The organism is Ellagibacter isourolithinifaciens (assembly GCF_008831035.1).
Lineage (GTDB): Bacteria > Actinomycetota > Coriobacteriia > Coriobacteriales > Eggerthellaceae > Ellagibacter > Ellagibacter isourolithinifaciens.
Map to the genome: position 1 here is coordinate 20,603 of NZ_WAJR01000002.1, position 14,715 is coordinate 35,317.

Below are 14,715 nucleotides of genomic sequence, written 5' to 3' on the forward strand. Positions count from 1 at the left end.
CGGACGAAAAGAATCCTTCAGGGAGGTTTTGCATGGGCATGATCATCGACGTATTCGGGCGTGAGGTTCTCGACTCTCGCGGAAACCCGACGGTTGAGGTTGAAGTGGCGCTTGACGACGGCTCGTTCGGTCGCGCTGCGGTTCCCTCCGGTGCGTCGACGGGCGCATTCGAGGCTGTCGAACTGCGCGATTGCGACACGCATCGCTATATGGGCAAGGGTGTTATGGACGCCGTGGCCCATGTCAACGAGGAAATCGCCGAGGCCCTTATCGGCTTCGAGGCTGAGGATCAGCGCGCTATCGACGCGACGATGCTCGAGATCGATGGCACCGACAACAAGGGTGCGCTCGGCGCGAATGCCATCCTGGGCGCATCGCTTGCCTGCGCTAAGGCGGCAGCCGAATCAGCGCAGCTTCCCCTGTACAAGTACGTCGGCGGCATCGGGGCGCATGTGCTGCCCACGCCGATGATGAACATCCTGAACGGTGGCGTGCATGCTGACAACAACGTTGACTTCCAGGAATTCATGATCATGCCGGTTGGCGCGCCCACGTTCGCCGAGGCGCTGCGCTGGTGCGCGGAGATCTACCACACGCTGAAGAAGGTCCTGCACGACGCCGGCCTTGGCGGTGGCGTGGGTGACGAGGGCGGCTTTGCGCCGAACTTCACCACCAACGAGGAGCCGCTCGAGTACATCGTCCGCGCGTGCGAGGCCGCGGGCTACAAGCCGGGCGTCGACATCATGTTCGCGATGGACCCGGCTTCCACCGAGTTCTACAACGCCGAGACAGGCAAGTACGAGCTTAAGGGCGAAGGCCGCGAACTTTCGAGCGCCGAAATGGTCGACTACTGGGCAGCGCTCGTCGAGAAGTATCCCATCATCTCGATTGAGGATGGCATGGCCGAGGAGGATTGGGACGGCTGGAAGGCGCTGACCGACCGCATCGGCGACAAGGTGCAGCTCGTCGGCGACGACCTGTTCGTCACGAATTCTAAGCGCCTTGCGAAGGGCATTCAGCTTGGCTGCGCGAACGCGATCCTCATCAAGGTGAACCAGATCGGCAGCCTCACCGAGACCCTCGAGGCGATTGAGATGGCGAAGCGCGCGGGCTATGCGTGCGTCATGAGCCACCGCTCGGGCGAGACGGAGGACACGACCATCGCCGACTTGGCCGTTGCCTGCAACACCGGCCAGATCAAGACCGGCGCGCCGTGTCGAAGCGATCGCGTCGCGAAGTACAACCAGCTTCTCCGTATCGAGGAAGAGCTGGGCGATCAGGCCGAATATGCAGGCCTTTCCGCGTTCTACAACATCAAGGTGCCGCAAGCGTAAGAAGAAATCGCTCGGTGGCCTTTCGAGTCGAACCGCTATAATAGGTGCCATCGAACGTGTGCGCGCCGTCGCTTTCGCGGCGGCGCGTTTTTCTATGAAAGGGGATTCGATGACAGAGATGATTTCTCTGGAAGAGGCGCAAGCGCTCGTTCTCGCGAACGTGGCGCCGCTTTCGACGGAGGTGGTCGAGGTTCTCGACGCCGTGGGCCGTGTGTCGGCCGCCGATTTGGCGAGCGACATCGATATCGCGCCCTTCGCGCACTCGGCGATGGACGGCTTTGCGGTGCATGCGGCAGAGCTCGAGAGCGCGAGCGAGGACGAGCCGGTGAAACTCGACGTCATTGCCGAGATTGGTGCAGGCGAGGTGTACGACGGGCCGATCGAGGCAGGCCAGTGCGTGCGCATCATGACGGGCGCGCCCGTTCCCGACGCCGCGGACGCAGTGGTGAAGTACGAGATCGTCGGCATTGTGTCGGGCGACGGCAAACCGGGCAGCCGCGTTTCCTTCACCGCCCCGACTAAACTGCGCAACAACATCCGCGAAGCGGGCGAAGAGGCCCATGCAGGCGAGGTCATCGTCCATACAGGCGAGGTCATCACCTCCGCCGGTGTCGGCTTCCTTGCTGGGTGCGGTGTGCTGCAGGTGCCGGTCTATCGACGTCCGAAGGTCGCCATCGCGGCAACTGGGTCGGAGCTCATCGACCCCTCCGAGGTCCCCTCTGCTGGCAAGATCCGCAACTCGAACAGCCTTGCCATCGCGGCATGCGCGAAGGCTGCTGGCTGCATTCCCACCATCCTTCCCATCGTGGAGGACACCTACGAGGCGCTTGAGAAGACGGTGCTCGACGCGGTGGAAACCTATGATTTCGTCGTCACGACCGGCGGTGCAGCGAACGGCGATTTCGACTTCATCAAGCCGGTGGTGGAGGGAACGGGCGAGCTGCTCATGACCACCGTGAACATGCGTCCCGGCAAAGCTCAGACGTTCGGCCTGGTGAAAGGTAAGCCCGTCTTCGGCCTTCCCGGCAATCCCGCCGCGGCGTACTGCGGCTTCGAGATGATCGTCCGTCAGGCGCTGCGCAAGATGCAGGGTTATAGCCACTTCAACCGTCCTGTCGTTCGCGCACGTTTGTCCCAGGACACCAAGAAGAAGGATCCGCGCCGCATTTTCTTGCGCGCGACGCTCACGAAAGACGACGAAGGCTATCTGGTCACCCCCGCGCAGAATCAGAGCTCGGGGCTTTTCGGGCCGATCCAGCGCAGCAACTGCATGGCGATTATGCCCGAGGGGCTGGAGTCTCGCGCAGCGGGTTCGATGATCGACTGCATGTTGCTCGACGTCTCCGAGGAAGTGCTGATCTAAAAGAACCCTACGATTTCGCGCCGCAGAGGCGCCGATGGAAGATGAAAGGATAAAACCATGAGTGTCGAGAAACCGGTATTCGCCATCATCACCTGTTCCGATACGCGCGGCCCCGAGTGTGATACCGCAGGTGACGCGCTTGAATCGCTGATCGAGGAGCAGGGCTGGGCCTGCCGTACGCACATGATCGTGAAGGACGACCGCGCCGGCATCGCCGCCGCTATCAAGCGCTGCACCGACGATTTGAAGGTTGACATCGTGCTCACCTGCGGTGGAAGCGGCTTGTCCCCGCGCGACAACACACCCGAGGCGACGCGCGACGTGTGCGAGCGCGAGGTTCCGGGCATTGCCGAGGCTATGCGCTACCACAGCCTGCAGATCACTCCCTACGCGATGCTCTCGCGCGCAATCTGCATGCAGCGCGGCAACACCATCGTTATCAACCTACCGGGAAGCGAGAAGGCCGCCCGCGAGAATTGGGACGGCATCGTCGCCGCGCTTCCCCATGCGGTAAAGATGATGGCCGGCGGCGGGCACTAATTCCCCTGCCGCTTTATTGCCGCTTTGTTTCGAAACGCGCCCGAACAGCCTGATTGCTCGGGCGCGTTTTTCATGAGTGCTATACTTTGCAACCGATAACAGGTTACGAGAAAGGCTTGGAAGCGGTGGAGGAGCTCATCAACGGCTTCACGGGGTTCGCTCGCAAAGCTCAACAGCAGCAACAACAATCTGCACGGCGGTCTGGCGCGATGACCCCCGATGAGACGAGCGCGGCTGGCGCCCAGGATGAGCAGGCGGAAAAGCCTGTGTTCGATCCCGACCAGCTCGCCCTGATTCCTGAAACCGATCGTCGCTGGTCATGGGTGGAAGTCGATCTTTCGGCCATCCGCCACAACGTCGGTGTCGCGCGATCGCTCATCAAGCCGAGCACGCGCCTTCTCGCCGTGGTGAAGTCCGACGCGTACGGTCACGGCGCCGTGCGTGTTGCGAAGACCGCGTTGCAATCGGGCGCGAACTACCTGGCTGTCGCTACGGTAGACGAGGGCATCAAGCTGCGCGAGGGCATGGTGGGGGCGCCAATCGTGCTTCTGTCCGAGCCTCCTGCGACGGCGGCGCCCCTGCTGCTCGCCTACAAGATTATGCCGTCCATTTACACGCCCGAGTTCGCCATTGCCTACGCCGAGAAGGCTGACGAGTACGGCATTCGCGCACCGTTCCACCTGGCGGTGAACACGGGTATGAACCGCATCGGCGTACGCTATGACAATGTGGTCGATTTCATGCGGAAGGTGAGCTTTCATCGTGCGCTCGATCTGGTGGGCACGTTCACGCACTTCGCGACGGCGGACTGCGAGGGAACGCTCGACTTTGGCATCCAGGTGAAGCGCTTCACGGAGGCGATTTCCGCACTGCGCGAGGTGGGCATCGACCCCGGCATCGTGCACTGCGCGAACTCCGCCGCGACGGTCCGCTATCCGCAGGTCCACTTCGACATGGTGCGGTGGGGCGTGTCGCTCTACGGCTTGCACACTTGCCAGGAAACGCGCTCGATGATCAACCTCAAGCCCGCGATGAGCGTCCATGCGCGCATCACCGACACGCGCACGCTTCCCATGAGCGAGGGCGTGAGCTATGGGTTGAATTACCGCAGCCCCGGCAGCGTGAAGATCTGCACGGTGCCCGTCGGCTATGCGGACGGCTTGAACCGCGGTCTTTCCGGTCGCACCGACTTCATCGTCGACGGCACACGCGTGCGCCAGGTCGGCAACATCTGCATGGACCAGTGCATGTTCGAGGTCGATTTGCGCACGTACGGCACCCGCCGCCGCCTCGACCCGCAGATCGGCGACGAGGTGGTCATCGTCGGCCGCCAGGGAGATTCCGTGGTGACGCTCGACGACATGGCGAACAAGCTCGGCACGATCCACTACGAGCTGGCCTGCGCCTTTGGAATGCGCCTGCCGAAGGTGTACGTATAGATGGGCAAGCCGCACATACCCCTTCCCGAGATTCGCGCCGCGGTGGAAGCTTGTCGCCGCTGCCCGCTTTCGCAGGGGCGCACGCAAACGGTGTTCGGGGTGGGAAACCCTCGCGCCCGTGTGCTGTTTGTCGGGGAAGCGCCTGGTCGCAATGAGGATTTGCAGGGCGAGCCATTCGTGGGCGCCGCTGGGCACATGCTCAACGACTTGCTTGCGATCGCGGGGCTTTCCCGCGACGACGTTTACATCGCGAACGTGCTGAAATGCCGCCCTCCTGGAAATCGCGACCCCAGGCCTGAGGAAATCGAGCTGTGCGCGCCTTTCCTGCGTGAACAGACGCGAACCATCATGCCTGACTTCATCGTGACGCTCGGCAAGTTCGCCACGCAGTTCATCCTGAAGACCGAGGTGGGAATCACGCGGCTGCATGGAACCTTGCAGCATGCGGGCCGCTTCAGCGTCTTCCCGATCTACCATCCCGCGGCCGCGCTCTACGATGGCAGCAAGCGCGAGGCGTTGGAGAACGATTTTGCGACGCTCGGCGAGCTTTTGCGACAGGCTGGCATCGTTGCCGCTGCCCCCGATGGTTCGCAGCCAGGTGGGGAAGACAGGGTGCCGCAAGTGCGCTCGGTCGCTGCTGTTCCCCCTGATGAGTTGGGGGTTGCGCCGCAGCCTTCTCCAGTGAAAGAGAATGAATCGTTCTCGCAGCAAAAACTTCTCTAAAAAGGTGGAAGCATGCCTTTCGACGCAATCGAATACATCAACACGCCTCGTTGGCTGACGTCCCGACTCGGCCTTGAGCGCATCCGCGAGCTTCTCGATCGGCTGGGGCGCCCTCAGGACCGCTTGAAGTTCGTCCATGTCGCTGGCACGAACGGCAAGGGGTCGACCTGCGCCTTCACGGCGTCAATCCTTGCGGAGGCGGGCTTTAAGACGGGGCTTTTCACGAGCCCCTACGTGGAGACCTTCCATGAGCGCATCCGTGTGAACGGGCGCAACATCTCGGATGAGGACCTCACGGCTGCAACGCTTCGTGTGCGCGAGTGTGCCGAGGCGATGGAGGCGGAAGGCGGGGAGCACCCCACCGAGTTCGAGCTGATGACTGCTGTGGCGCTCGTGCATTTCGCGCACGTCAGCTGCGATATCGTGGTGCTCGAGGTGGGGCTTGGCGGCCGGCTCGACTCGACCAACGTCATCGCCGCGCCCGAGGTTGCGGCAATCGTGTCGATTGCGCTCGACCACACGAACCTGCTCGGCAACACGCTTGCCGAGATTGCCCACGAGAAGGCGGGCATCGTGAAGAAGGGTTCAACCGTGGTGTCGTGGCCGCAGGAGCCTTCCGCCATGGAAGTGGTGGAAGATGCGGCACGGCGCGCGGGCGACAAGCTCGTCGTGCCTGATTTCTCGCTGCTTTCGGTGGGGAAGGTGACGAGGGGCGCTGCGCTGTTGACCTGCGGCACCGCTCTTGAGCATGAGGGGCATACTCCGTGCTCAGACAGTCCTCGCTTCGCTGCGGAACTGCGCGCGGAGCACGCCCCTCGTGCTCAAGAGCTCCAGGTGGGGGCCGAGGGAGGCTCAACCTGCGAGACCGCTTCTGAGCGGGGACGGCATACTCCGTGCTCAGACAGTCCTCGCTTCGCCGCGGAACTGCGCGCGGAGCACGCCGTCCCCGCCCAGAAGCTACAGGCGAGTTCGTCAATTGATGCCCACCGAACTCCCATGTCGCAGGTTGAGAGTGCTGTTCCCATGCGTCAGTTCTCGTATCGTGGACGGGAGTATGCGACGCGGCTTTTGGGGTCGTATCAGCCCTCGAACGCGGCGATGGCTATCGAGATAGCTGGTGCGCTGCGCGAGCGCGGCTGGGAGATTCCCGATGAGGCTATCGCTCGTGGAATTGCCGAGACGCGGTGGCCTGCGCGCTTCGAGGTGCTTGATCAACCGGCGGGTATGCCGACCGTGGTGATCGATGGCGGCCACAACCCGCAGGGCGCGGGCGTGCTCGTCGATTCGCTGCGGGATGTTTTCCCCGATAAGCGGCCAGTATTCCTTGTGGGCATTCTTGCCGATAAAGACTATCGCTCGATGCTACGGGCAGTCGCGCCGCTGGCGAGTGCCTTCGTGTGCGTGACGCCGCCTAATCCGCGTGCTCTCGATGCGGCCGATCTCGCTGAGGCGATTCGCGAGACATGCGGTGAACTCGGCGCTCGCGCAACGGTTGAGGTTGCGGGCGATTTCGACGATGCCGTCTCTGCTGCGCGCAAAATCGCCGGCTCCGAAGGCCTTATCTGCGCATTCGGCAGCCTCTATTCGATTGCCGATGTCAAGGCGGCGTTTCTTCGCGCTGCGGATAGCAACTCTTTGCAGCCGTAGGGTTTCCCGACAACATTTCGCATATACGGCGCTTGGCTACTGTGCGCGACGGGGCTAGGCTTTTGCTGTTCGCTTGCAGAGGGATTTCCTGTAAGTGGCATTACCGAAAATAATTCCCAATAATAATGAGAACTGTTATCGATAATGTGCTATCCTGGCATCCAATAATCAACCATCGCATATGCGAAGAGGAGGGGGTTGCGTTATGGATATCTTGACCGACGTTGCTTTGCTCTCACGTATCCAGTTTGCGCTTACCGTTGCGTACCACTTCATATTCGTCCCGCTCTCGATCGGGCTGGGCCTGATCACGGCGATTTTCGCGACGAAGTACTACCGTTCGCGCGACGAGAAGGACGGCGCGGCGGTGCGCCTCTGGGTGAAGATCTTCACCGCGACGTTCGCCATCGGCGTGGCGACGGGCATCACGATGGAGTTCTCCTTCGGCACGAACTGGGCGGATTACTCGCGCTTCGTAGGCGACATCTTCGGCGCCCCGCTTGCCGCAGAGGCGCTGTTCGCTTTCTTCCTGGAGTCGGTGTTCTTGGGCGTGCTGCTGTTCGGTCGCAACAAAGTCTCGCCCAAGTTCTACACCGTGTCGGCATGGCTTGTTTGGGCGGGTTCCCTTTTGAGTGCGCTCTGGATCCTCATCGCTAACTCGTGGATGCAGACGCCCGCCGGCGCCGAGCTCGCAGCCGATGGGAAGAAGGCTATCATCACCGACTTCCTCGCAGCAGCCATGAACCCCTCGATTGCCCCGCGCTACTTCCACGTGATTGTTGCGCTGCTGATCATCGGTGCGTTTACGTCGCTCGCCTTGGGCGGGTGGTACCTGCTCAAGAACAAGCACACCGACTTCGCCATGAAAACGGTGCGCATCGGGGCCGTCGTCGGCATCGTCGCCTCGTGCGCCATGATCGTGACCGCGCACGCGTCCGCCGTTCAGGTGTCCGAAGAGCAGCCCACCAAGCTCGCCATGATGGAGGGCATGTACAACGACGAGGTGCCGCCGCTCTACGCATTCGGTTGGGTGGACGAGGAAAACGAGAAAGTGATCACCCCGTTCGCGATTCCCGGCGGGACGAGCTTCCTTGCAACCGGCACGTGGGATACCGAGTACAAGGGCCTGCATTCGCTCGCGCAGGAGGAGAAGTACTCCGATATGAACGTCGCCGATCAGCCCGTGAACCTCGTGTTCCAAACATATCACCTGATGGTTGCCATGTATGGGCTCATCATGGTGACGGCGATCCTTGCGATTGTCTTCACCATGCGCGGCGGGCGCGTCCGCTCGATGCGCTGGCTGCAGAAGCTGTTCGTCATTTCGCCGCTTTTCCCGTTCGTGGCCATTCAAGTTGGTTGGATCACGGCGGAGGTGGGCCGTCAGCCGTGGGTCGTCTATCCTTCGACGACCGGTCCCGACGGCGTGGCTCTTCTGACGAACGACGCGATTTCCCAATCTGTGTCGGCGCCCGAGCTTTTGATCACGCTGGGGCTGTTCCTTGCGGTCTACCTGTTCCTTCTCATCGGTTGGGTGCGCGTCATCTCCCATTTCGTGAAGCAGGGGCCCGATGAGGGTGCCGCCAAGGCGGCCGATGGGAATCTTGCGGTTGCCAGTGCGGGTGAAAAGGGTGGTGAGCAGTAATGACAATTCTCCAGATACTGTGGTTCTTCCTGATTTTCGTGCTGATCGCGGGCTATTTCGTGCTCGACGGATTCGACTTGGGCGCGGGCGTGCTCTACCCGGTCCTCGCGAGGGACGAGACCGAGCGCGCGTATATCCGCCGCAGCATCGGCCCTGTGTGGGACGGCAACGAGGTTTGGCTGCTCACGGCGGGCGGTGCGCTGTTCGCGGCGTTTCCCGCGGCATACGCCACGACGTTCTCGGGCTTCTACCTCGCGGTGATGCTCGTGCTCTTCGGACTTATCGTACGCGCCGTCTCGCTCGAATTCCGCGCCCATGACGCCAGCTGGTCGCGCGTGTGGGACGTGTGCTTCATCGTGGGATCGTTCTTGCCGGCGCTTCTGCTCGGGGTTGCCGTGGGCAATGCGTTCGCGGGTATTCCCATGGCGGCGAACGGGGATTACTCAGGCGTCCCTCTTCTGGGGCTCATCACCCCGTACACGCTGCTCGTGGGGCTTCTCGGTTTCTCGATGTGTCTGACGGCGGGGTGCTTGTGGATAGCGCTTAAAACGCCCGAGGGGAGTGACCTTCGTGCGCGGGCGCGCAAGCTCGGGGGCATTCTGCAGATTGTGACGCTCGTGCTGTTCGTGGTCTGCGGTGCTATGACGCTCGGGGTCATTCGTCCTGCTATTGAGCCCGCAATGTGGCCAGTGGCCTGCGTGTTTGCCGTACTCTTCGCAATCGCTCTCATCGTGTCGATATACCTGGGCCGCGCGAAGGGGAGCGACTTGGGCGCGTTTCTCGCCCAGTCCGCAAGCGCGGTCTGCCTTATCGGGCTTCTGGCGACGTCGATGTTCCCGACGCTCGTCGTCGCCGACCCCGCCGGCGTGGGCGCCTCGATCACTGCGGCGATGGCAGCATCCTCGGAGATTTCCCTTGCTTGGATGACGGGCATCGCGTGTATCGGTGTGCCGCTTGTGTTGGTGTACCACGTCATCGTCTACCGCACGTTCCGTGGCCGCTTGAGCGAGGAAGACGTGGCGTAGCATGGAGAGGAAACACTACCTGAAATGGCTCTCCGTCCTTTGCGCGGTACTGGCGGCGTTCGGGGCGGGCATCTTCGCTGTAGGGTATCAGTCCTTAAGCGTCGGGCGCGTGGCGACGATCTGCCTGCTCGTTGTGGCTGCCGTCGTGCTCGCGTGGCTTTCTCGCCGCGACCGTCCGTAGGTTTCCTGCTGACGCGGGTGTGCGCGTTCCGGCATCTTGTCGAAGCCGCTGCGTGTGCCCTCGCGTCTCGCTGCGGCCGCGGTGCATGCCCCCGCGTTTTCCCGTTGTCGTACGCGTTTTCGTCCCGCCGCGCATTTCAAAAAAGAAAAGAGCCCGCAGATGCGGGCTCTTTCGTTGCGGTGGTGAAACCTTACAGGTTGTCGATGTACTCGACAAGGTCACCGACGGTGGTGAGGCCTTCCGGCTCGCCGAAATCGACGCTGCACTTCTCCTCGAGATCGCAGATGAGCTCGACCATGTCCAGGGAATCGATTCCCAGGTCATCGAAGGTGGCGTCTTCGGTCACGTTCTCGGGGTCGATGTCGAGGTTCGATTCGAGAACTTCTTTAACGGTATCAAGCGTAGCCATTGAAGGCATCCTTTCTCACAGTGAACTAGCGAAGGTATTGTACCCTATCGCTACTCCTTCTGCTTCAAAAGGCCGTAACCTCCATTGTCGCGACGGTAAAGAACATTCACCAAGTTCGTGTCGCGATCGGTGTAAGCGAAGAAATCGTGGCCCAGAAGGTCGATTTGCACGAGTGCTTCTTCCTCGGTGAGCGGCGCGAACTCGATTTCCTTCACGCGTACGACCTCGTCGTCGGACAGCTCGCTCATAAGCCCGTCGAGATCGAGCTCTCCTTCGGAGACGGGAATGGGCGAGGCGTCAACGGTTTTCTCGCCGTTGCGGGTCTTGCGATCGATGACGCGCGTCTTGTACTTGCGCAGCTGGCGCAGCACCTTCGCCGCGGCGACGTCGATGGCCGCGTACATATCGTCTTCGTGCTCTTCCACGCGGATGATGTGACCCTTCGTGCGCAGCGTGACTTCGCAGGTGTCGGGGCAGGGGTTCGCCGGGTTCTTTTCTTTGCTCAGGACGACTTCGGCGTTGAGGGGGTCGATATCCATGACCTTCATCGAGTTGCCGATTTTCTCCTCGGCATAGGCGCGCAGCGCATCGGTTACAGGCATTTTGCGGCCGGATACGGTAATGCTCATAGTTACCACCTCACAATCGTGGCGAATAAAAAACAGCCTGGGAGGATGCCCTTGTCCATGCGGGTTTATCTGCGATTTCGATACCCGTCTGCATGGAACATGTTGGCTCCTTACCTCGAAGCTGATGGGTACAGCATAGCGCAAAACGGCGTCGGGGGAGATGAGTATTTGCGACCATTTTGGCAACGCTTCTCTTACAATCGCAGGTGAAAGGGGGTTTTGCAAGTTAAGAACCCGTTATTTGAGGGATAATGCAACAAACGCCCGACCCCGTGGTATGCGCTGCCCGCGCATAGATTGGATTTCCCATGACCGAACATTGCGCCTCACCTGCGCACAAAGAAGCGAGCTCTGCAGAAGGCGTGGCTCACGATGCGCCTGCAGCACCCGAGCACCCCAGTGCGCAAAACCCCGATCCGGGGCGCATCTACATCAGCGAAGTGCAGCGCCATCAGGCCCGCTATCGCAAGCTCATCCAGTTCACGAGCTCGTCCACGAAGGCGGCGGGTGCGATGCTCCTTGCGGCGATCGCGGCGCTTGTGGTGGCGAACTCCCCTGTCTCCGATGCCTTCTCCCATTTCTGGCACACCGACGTCGGCTTCGTGTTCGGACAGATGCAGGCGACGATGCCGCTCTCGCACGTTATCAACGATGTGCTTATGGCGGTGTTTTTCCTGCTCGTGGGCTTGGAGATCAAATACGAGATGACGGTGGGCGAGCTGACGAACATCCGTCAGGCGATCCTTCCCATCGTCGCTGCGGTGGGCGGTGTGCTCGTGCCTGTGGCCGTCTACTCCGCGTTCAACGTGGGCAACCTTGACACGGCAGGCGGATGGGGCGTCCCGACGGCGACCGATATCGCGTTCGCGCTGGGAATCTTGGCGCTTCTCGGCAATCGCGTGCCGAACGGGGTGCGCGTGTTCTTGAGCACCTTGGCCGTCGCCGACGACATCATCGCGATCATCGTCATCGCGGTGTTCTACGGGCAGGCGCCGTCTTTGCCGTGGCTTGGCTGTGCGGCGGTCGTCTTTTGCGCGCTGTTGCTCATGAACAAGCGCCATGTGTTCTCGCTGTATGCGTATCTGCTGGTGGGGGCCGTGTTATGGTACTGCGTGTTCATGTCGGGCGTGCACTCGACCATCGCCGGCGTACTACTCGCGTTTGCGATTCCCTCCGGCTCGCGCGTGAACGTGAAGAGCTTCATCCGCTGGACGGGCGAGCGCGTCGTCGAGGCGAAGAGCGCCTTCAACGCGCAAGAACCCGTTATCGGGCAGGAGGATTACCTGAAGACGGTCTCCTCGCTGGCGCGCGTATCGAAGCAGGTTGTGCCTCCGGCGACGCGTTTGGAGCATCTGCTCTACCCCTGGGTGTACTTCGCGATCCTGCCCCTGTTTGCGCTCACGAACGCGAACGTCGGGCTTGCGGGCAGCGATTTGGGCGCACTGTTCTCGAACCCGGCGCTGCTTGGTGCGTTCTTCGGCCTGGTGGTGGGCAAGCCGCTTGGCATTATGGCCGCGAGCTTCCTTGTGGTGAAGCTGAGGGCGGCGAGCCTGCCCGAGAATGTGACCTGGATGCATATGCTCGGCGCGGCGGTTTTGGGCGGCGTCGGCTTCACGATGGCAATCTTTGTGGCGAACCTGGCCTACGTCGATGCGGCCACAATCGCTGCGGCAAAGCTTGGCATCCTTTTAGCCTCGCTCGTTGCAGGCGTCGCGGGCTTCTCGCTGCTCGCGGTGCAGGCGAAATCGGCGCAGAAGCAGGGCGTGGCTTTCATGTCGCTCGGCCCGAGCGAGATGCAGCGGCAGACTGCGGGCGAAGAAGCCAACGCCGCATCCGAGAGGCTCCTTCGAGAAATCGACGATCCCGAGGTCATTCGCGAGGTGGAGCAGGCTCTTGCGGGGTGCGAGGGCATTGCGGAAGTGGCGGTCTCCCTCAAGGAGAAGCGCTAGCGCCGCCGCGGTGTGTCCCTTCGGGGCCGCTCGTGCTTGGGCGGCACCTCGCGCCGCCCAAGCACGCGATCAGGTGCGTTTGGGGGGGGGATGCTCGGCGCCGCCGCAATGCGTTTCCGCCCCGCTCTCGCCGCTTTCACCCTCTCACGACGCCTCGTGCTCGCAGAGGAGCGCCATGAACTCGAGCTCGAAGCTCAAATGGTCTTCGGGAAGCGAAATGTCCTTGTCCAGGGTGAACCCGCAGGCGAGATAGCGCGCCCGCACGTCGTCGCGCGCTGGGACGCGCAAGCGGCCGCTGTGCTCGATGAGCGATTATCTTTGATGGTATACCAGTGAGCCTGCAGCCTGCGGGAACGCGTCAGTTTCGGGTTGCGCTATACTTTCCCTGGCATTTTTCAACCAATCGGAAGGTCGTTTCAATGAATACTGCCGCCATCGTGCTCGCCGCAGGTGCGGGAACTCGTATGAAGTCGAAAAAACCCAAGGTCGCGCACGAGATTCTCGGCAAGCCGCTCGTTCGCTGGGTCGTTGACGCCGCGCGCGAAGCCGGCGCCGACCGCATCGTGTCGGTGGTGGGGCACGCTCGCGAGATCGTGGAGCCTTTGGTGTCCGACACCGAAGTTGTCGTGCAGAAGGCGCAGCGCGGCACGGCCGACGCGGTGCTCACCTGCAAGGAAGCGCTCGCCGGCTTCGATGGCTCGCTGCTTGTGCTGTCGGGCGACTGCCCGCTTATCACGCCCGATACCATTCGCGAGCTCGCCGACATGCGCGCCCGCTCGAACGCGGCGGTCGTGGTGCTCACCATGGAGCTCGACGACCCGTTCGGTTACGGGCGCATCATCCGTGACGGCGAAGGGCGCGTCGAGCGCATCGTCGAGCAGAAGGACGCGAACGCCGCCGAGGCCGCCGTCACCGAATGCAATTCCGGCTTCTACTGCTTCGACGCGCAGGCGCTTTTCGAGGCACTCGAACAGGTGGGCAGCGACAACGCGCAGGGCGAGTTCTACCTGACCGACGTGCTCGAGATCTGCCGTGGCACCGGGCGCGACGTGCTTGCGCTCCCCGCAAGCGACGTCTCCGAGTGCCTCGGCGTGAACTCGCGCGTCCAGCTGGCCGCGGCGACATGCGCCCTGCAGTCGCGCATCAACAAGGAGCACATGGCGGCGGGCGTCACCATGTGGGACCCGACCTCGGTGTGGATCGGCCCCGACGTGGAAATCGCGCCCGATGTTGAGCTTCTCCCGCAGACCTTCCTCTTGGGGAAAACCCAGGTAGGGGAGGATTCCGTCATCGGCCCGAACACGCGCCTGACCGACACCGTCGTCGGCTCGGGCTGCACGATCGACGAGACGGTCGCGATCGAGGCGCGCATCGACGATGAGGCCACGTGCGGTCCGCGTGCGTACCTGCGCCCCGGCGCGCACCTGTGCGAGGGTGCGAAGGCCGGCACTCATGTGGAAATCAAGAAATCCACGATCGGCCGCGGTAGCAAGGTTCCTCACCTGAGCTACATCGGCGACGCGACGCTCGGCGAGGGCGTGAACGTCGGCGCCGGCTCGATCACCTGCAACTACGATGGCGCCAAGAAGTGGCCGACCACCATCGGCGACGGTGCCTTCATCGGCAGCGATACCATGATGGTGGCTCCCGTGAACGTGGGCGCGCATACGCTTGTGGCCGCGGGCTCCGTCATCACGAAGGACGTGCCCGACGGCGCGCTCGCTATCGCCCGCGGGCGTCAGGAAAACCACGAAGGCTGGGTTGAAAAGCACCATCCGTCGAACTAGACTGCGCAGTGCTTGGTTGGCGGCGCCCGAACGGGGAGGGGCGC

At 62.3% G+C, this 14,715-nt stretch carries 14 protein-coding genes; 11 read left to right on the top strand and 3 right to left on the bottom strand.

Going from position 1 to position 14,715, the window contains the following annotated elements; all coding sequences use genetic code 11:
• Positions 1-32: 32 nt before the first annotated feature.
• The 9 genes from eno (at position 33) to F8C90_RS01365 (ending at position 9,897) form a co-directional block, all read left to right on the top strand.
• A complete protein-coding gene (gene eno, locus F8C90_RS01325; protein ID WP_158048648.1) occupies positions 33-1,334 on the top strand; it encodes a phosphopyruvate hydratase in 1,302 nt (433 codons plus the stop codon).
• Positions 1,335-1,443: 109 nt separating this feature from the next.
• Complete coding sequence (locus F8C90_RS01330; RefSeq protein WP_158048649.1) at positions 1,444-2,697, top strand: molybdopterin molybdotransferase MoeA; 1,254 nt, start codon at positions 1,444-1,446, stop codon at positions 2,695-2,697.
• Positions 2,698-2,754: 57 nt separating this feature from the next.
• Positions 2,755-3,237, top strand: coding sequence for a MogA/MoaB family molybdenum cofactor biosynthesis protein (locus F8C90_RS01335; RefSeq protein ID WP_158048650.1), 483 nt, complete (start codon positions 2,755-2,757; stop codon positions 3,235-3,237).
• A gap of 86 nt (positions 3,238-3,323) precedes the next feature.
• Positions 3,324-4,676 (top strand): alanine racemase, encoded by a 1,353-nt coding sequence (gene alr / locus F8C90_RS01340; RefSeq protein ID WP_425481723.1) that lies wholly within the window; start codon positions 3,324-3,326, stop codon positions 4,674-4,676.
• Positions 4,677-5,399, top strand: a complete 723-nt coding sequence (locus F8C90_RS01345) for a uracil-DNA glycosylase (protein WP_158048651.1) — start codon at positions 4,677-4,679, stop codon at positions 5,397-5,399.
• 12 nt (positions 5,400-5,411) lie between these two features.
• Complete coding sequence (locus F8C90_RS11175; protein ID WP_246155728.1) at positions 5,412-7,046, top strand: bifunctional folylpolyglutamate synthase/dihydrofolate synthase; 1,635 nt, start codon at positions 5,412-5,414, stop codon at positions 7,044-7,046.
• Between the two features lie 205 nt (positions 7,047-7,251).
• A complete protein-coding gene (locus F8C90_RS01355; protein ID WP_158048652.1) occupies positions 7,252-8,691 on the top strand; it encodes a cytochrome ubiquinol oxidase subunit I in 1,440 nt (479 codons plus the stop codon).
• The gene (gene cydB, locus F8C90_RS01360) at positions 8,691-9,716 is read left to right on the top strand and encodes a cytochrome d ubiquinol oxidase subunit II (protein WP_158048653.1); all 1,026 of its coding nucleotides are present in this window, start codon (positions 8,691-8,693) and stop codon (positions 9,714-9,716) included. The genes F8C90_RS01355 and cydB overlap by 1 nt, the downstream gene beginning before the upstream one ends.
• Before the next feature lies 1 nt (position 9,717).
• Positions 9,718-9,897: a hypothetical protein gene (locus F8C90_RS01365; RefSeq protein WP_158048654.1), complete on the top strand. Its 180-nt coding sequence runs from the start codon at positions 9,718-9,720 to the stop codon at positions 9,895-9,897.
• A gap of 190 nt (positions 9,898-10,087) precedes the next feature.
• Here the strand turns inward: F8C90_RS01365 and F8C90_RS01370 are convergent, their stop codons facing one another.
• Positions 10,088-10,306 carry an acyl carrier protein gene (locus tag F8C90_RS01370; RefSeq protein ID WP_158048655.1) on the bottom strand — a complete coding sequence of 73 codons (219 nt, stop codon included), beginning with the start codon at positions 10,304-10,306 and terminating at the stop codon, positions 10,088-10,090.
• A gap of 50 nt (positions 10,307-10,356) precedes the next feature.
• Positions 10,357-10,935, bottom strand: a complete 579-nt coding sequence (hpf, locus tag F8C90_RS01375; protein ID WP_158048656.1) for a ribosome hibernation-promoting factor, HPF/YfiA family — start codon at positions 10,933-10,935, stop codon at positions 10,357-10,359.
• A gap of 308 nt (positions 10,936-11,243) precedes the next feature.
• Here hpf and nhaA point away from each other — a divergent pair, with 308 nt between their 5' ends.
• Positions 11,244-12,884: a Na+/H+ antiporter NhaA gene (gene nhaA, locus F8C90_RS01380; protein WP_158048657.1), complete on the top strand. Its 1,641-nt coding sequence runs from the start codon at positions 11,244-11,246 to the stop codon at positions 12,882-12,884.
• Between the two features lie 144 nt (positions 12,885-13,028).
• Here the strand turns inward: nhaA and F8C90_RS01385 are convergent, their stop codons facing one another.
• On the bottom strand, positions 13,029-13,172 hold the full coding sequence (locus tag F8C90_RS01385; protein WP_170264486.1) for a molecular chaperone TorD family protein: 144 nt from the start codon (positions 13,170-13,172) through the stop codon (positions 13,029-13,031).
• A gap of 131 nt (positions 13,173-13,303) precedes the next feature.
• On the opposite strand from F8C90_RS01385, the gene glmU reads away from it, so the two are divergent.
• Positions 13,304-14,671, top strand: coding sequence for a bifunctional UDP-N-acetylglucosamine diphosphorylase/glucosamine-1-phosphate N-acetyltransferase GlmU (gene glmU / locus F8C90_RS01390; RefSeq protein WP_158048659.1), 1,368 nt, complete (start codon positions 13,304-13,306; stop codon positions 14,669-14,671).
• The last annotated feature ends 44 nt before the right edge of the window (positions 14,672-14,715 follow it).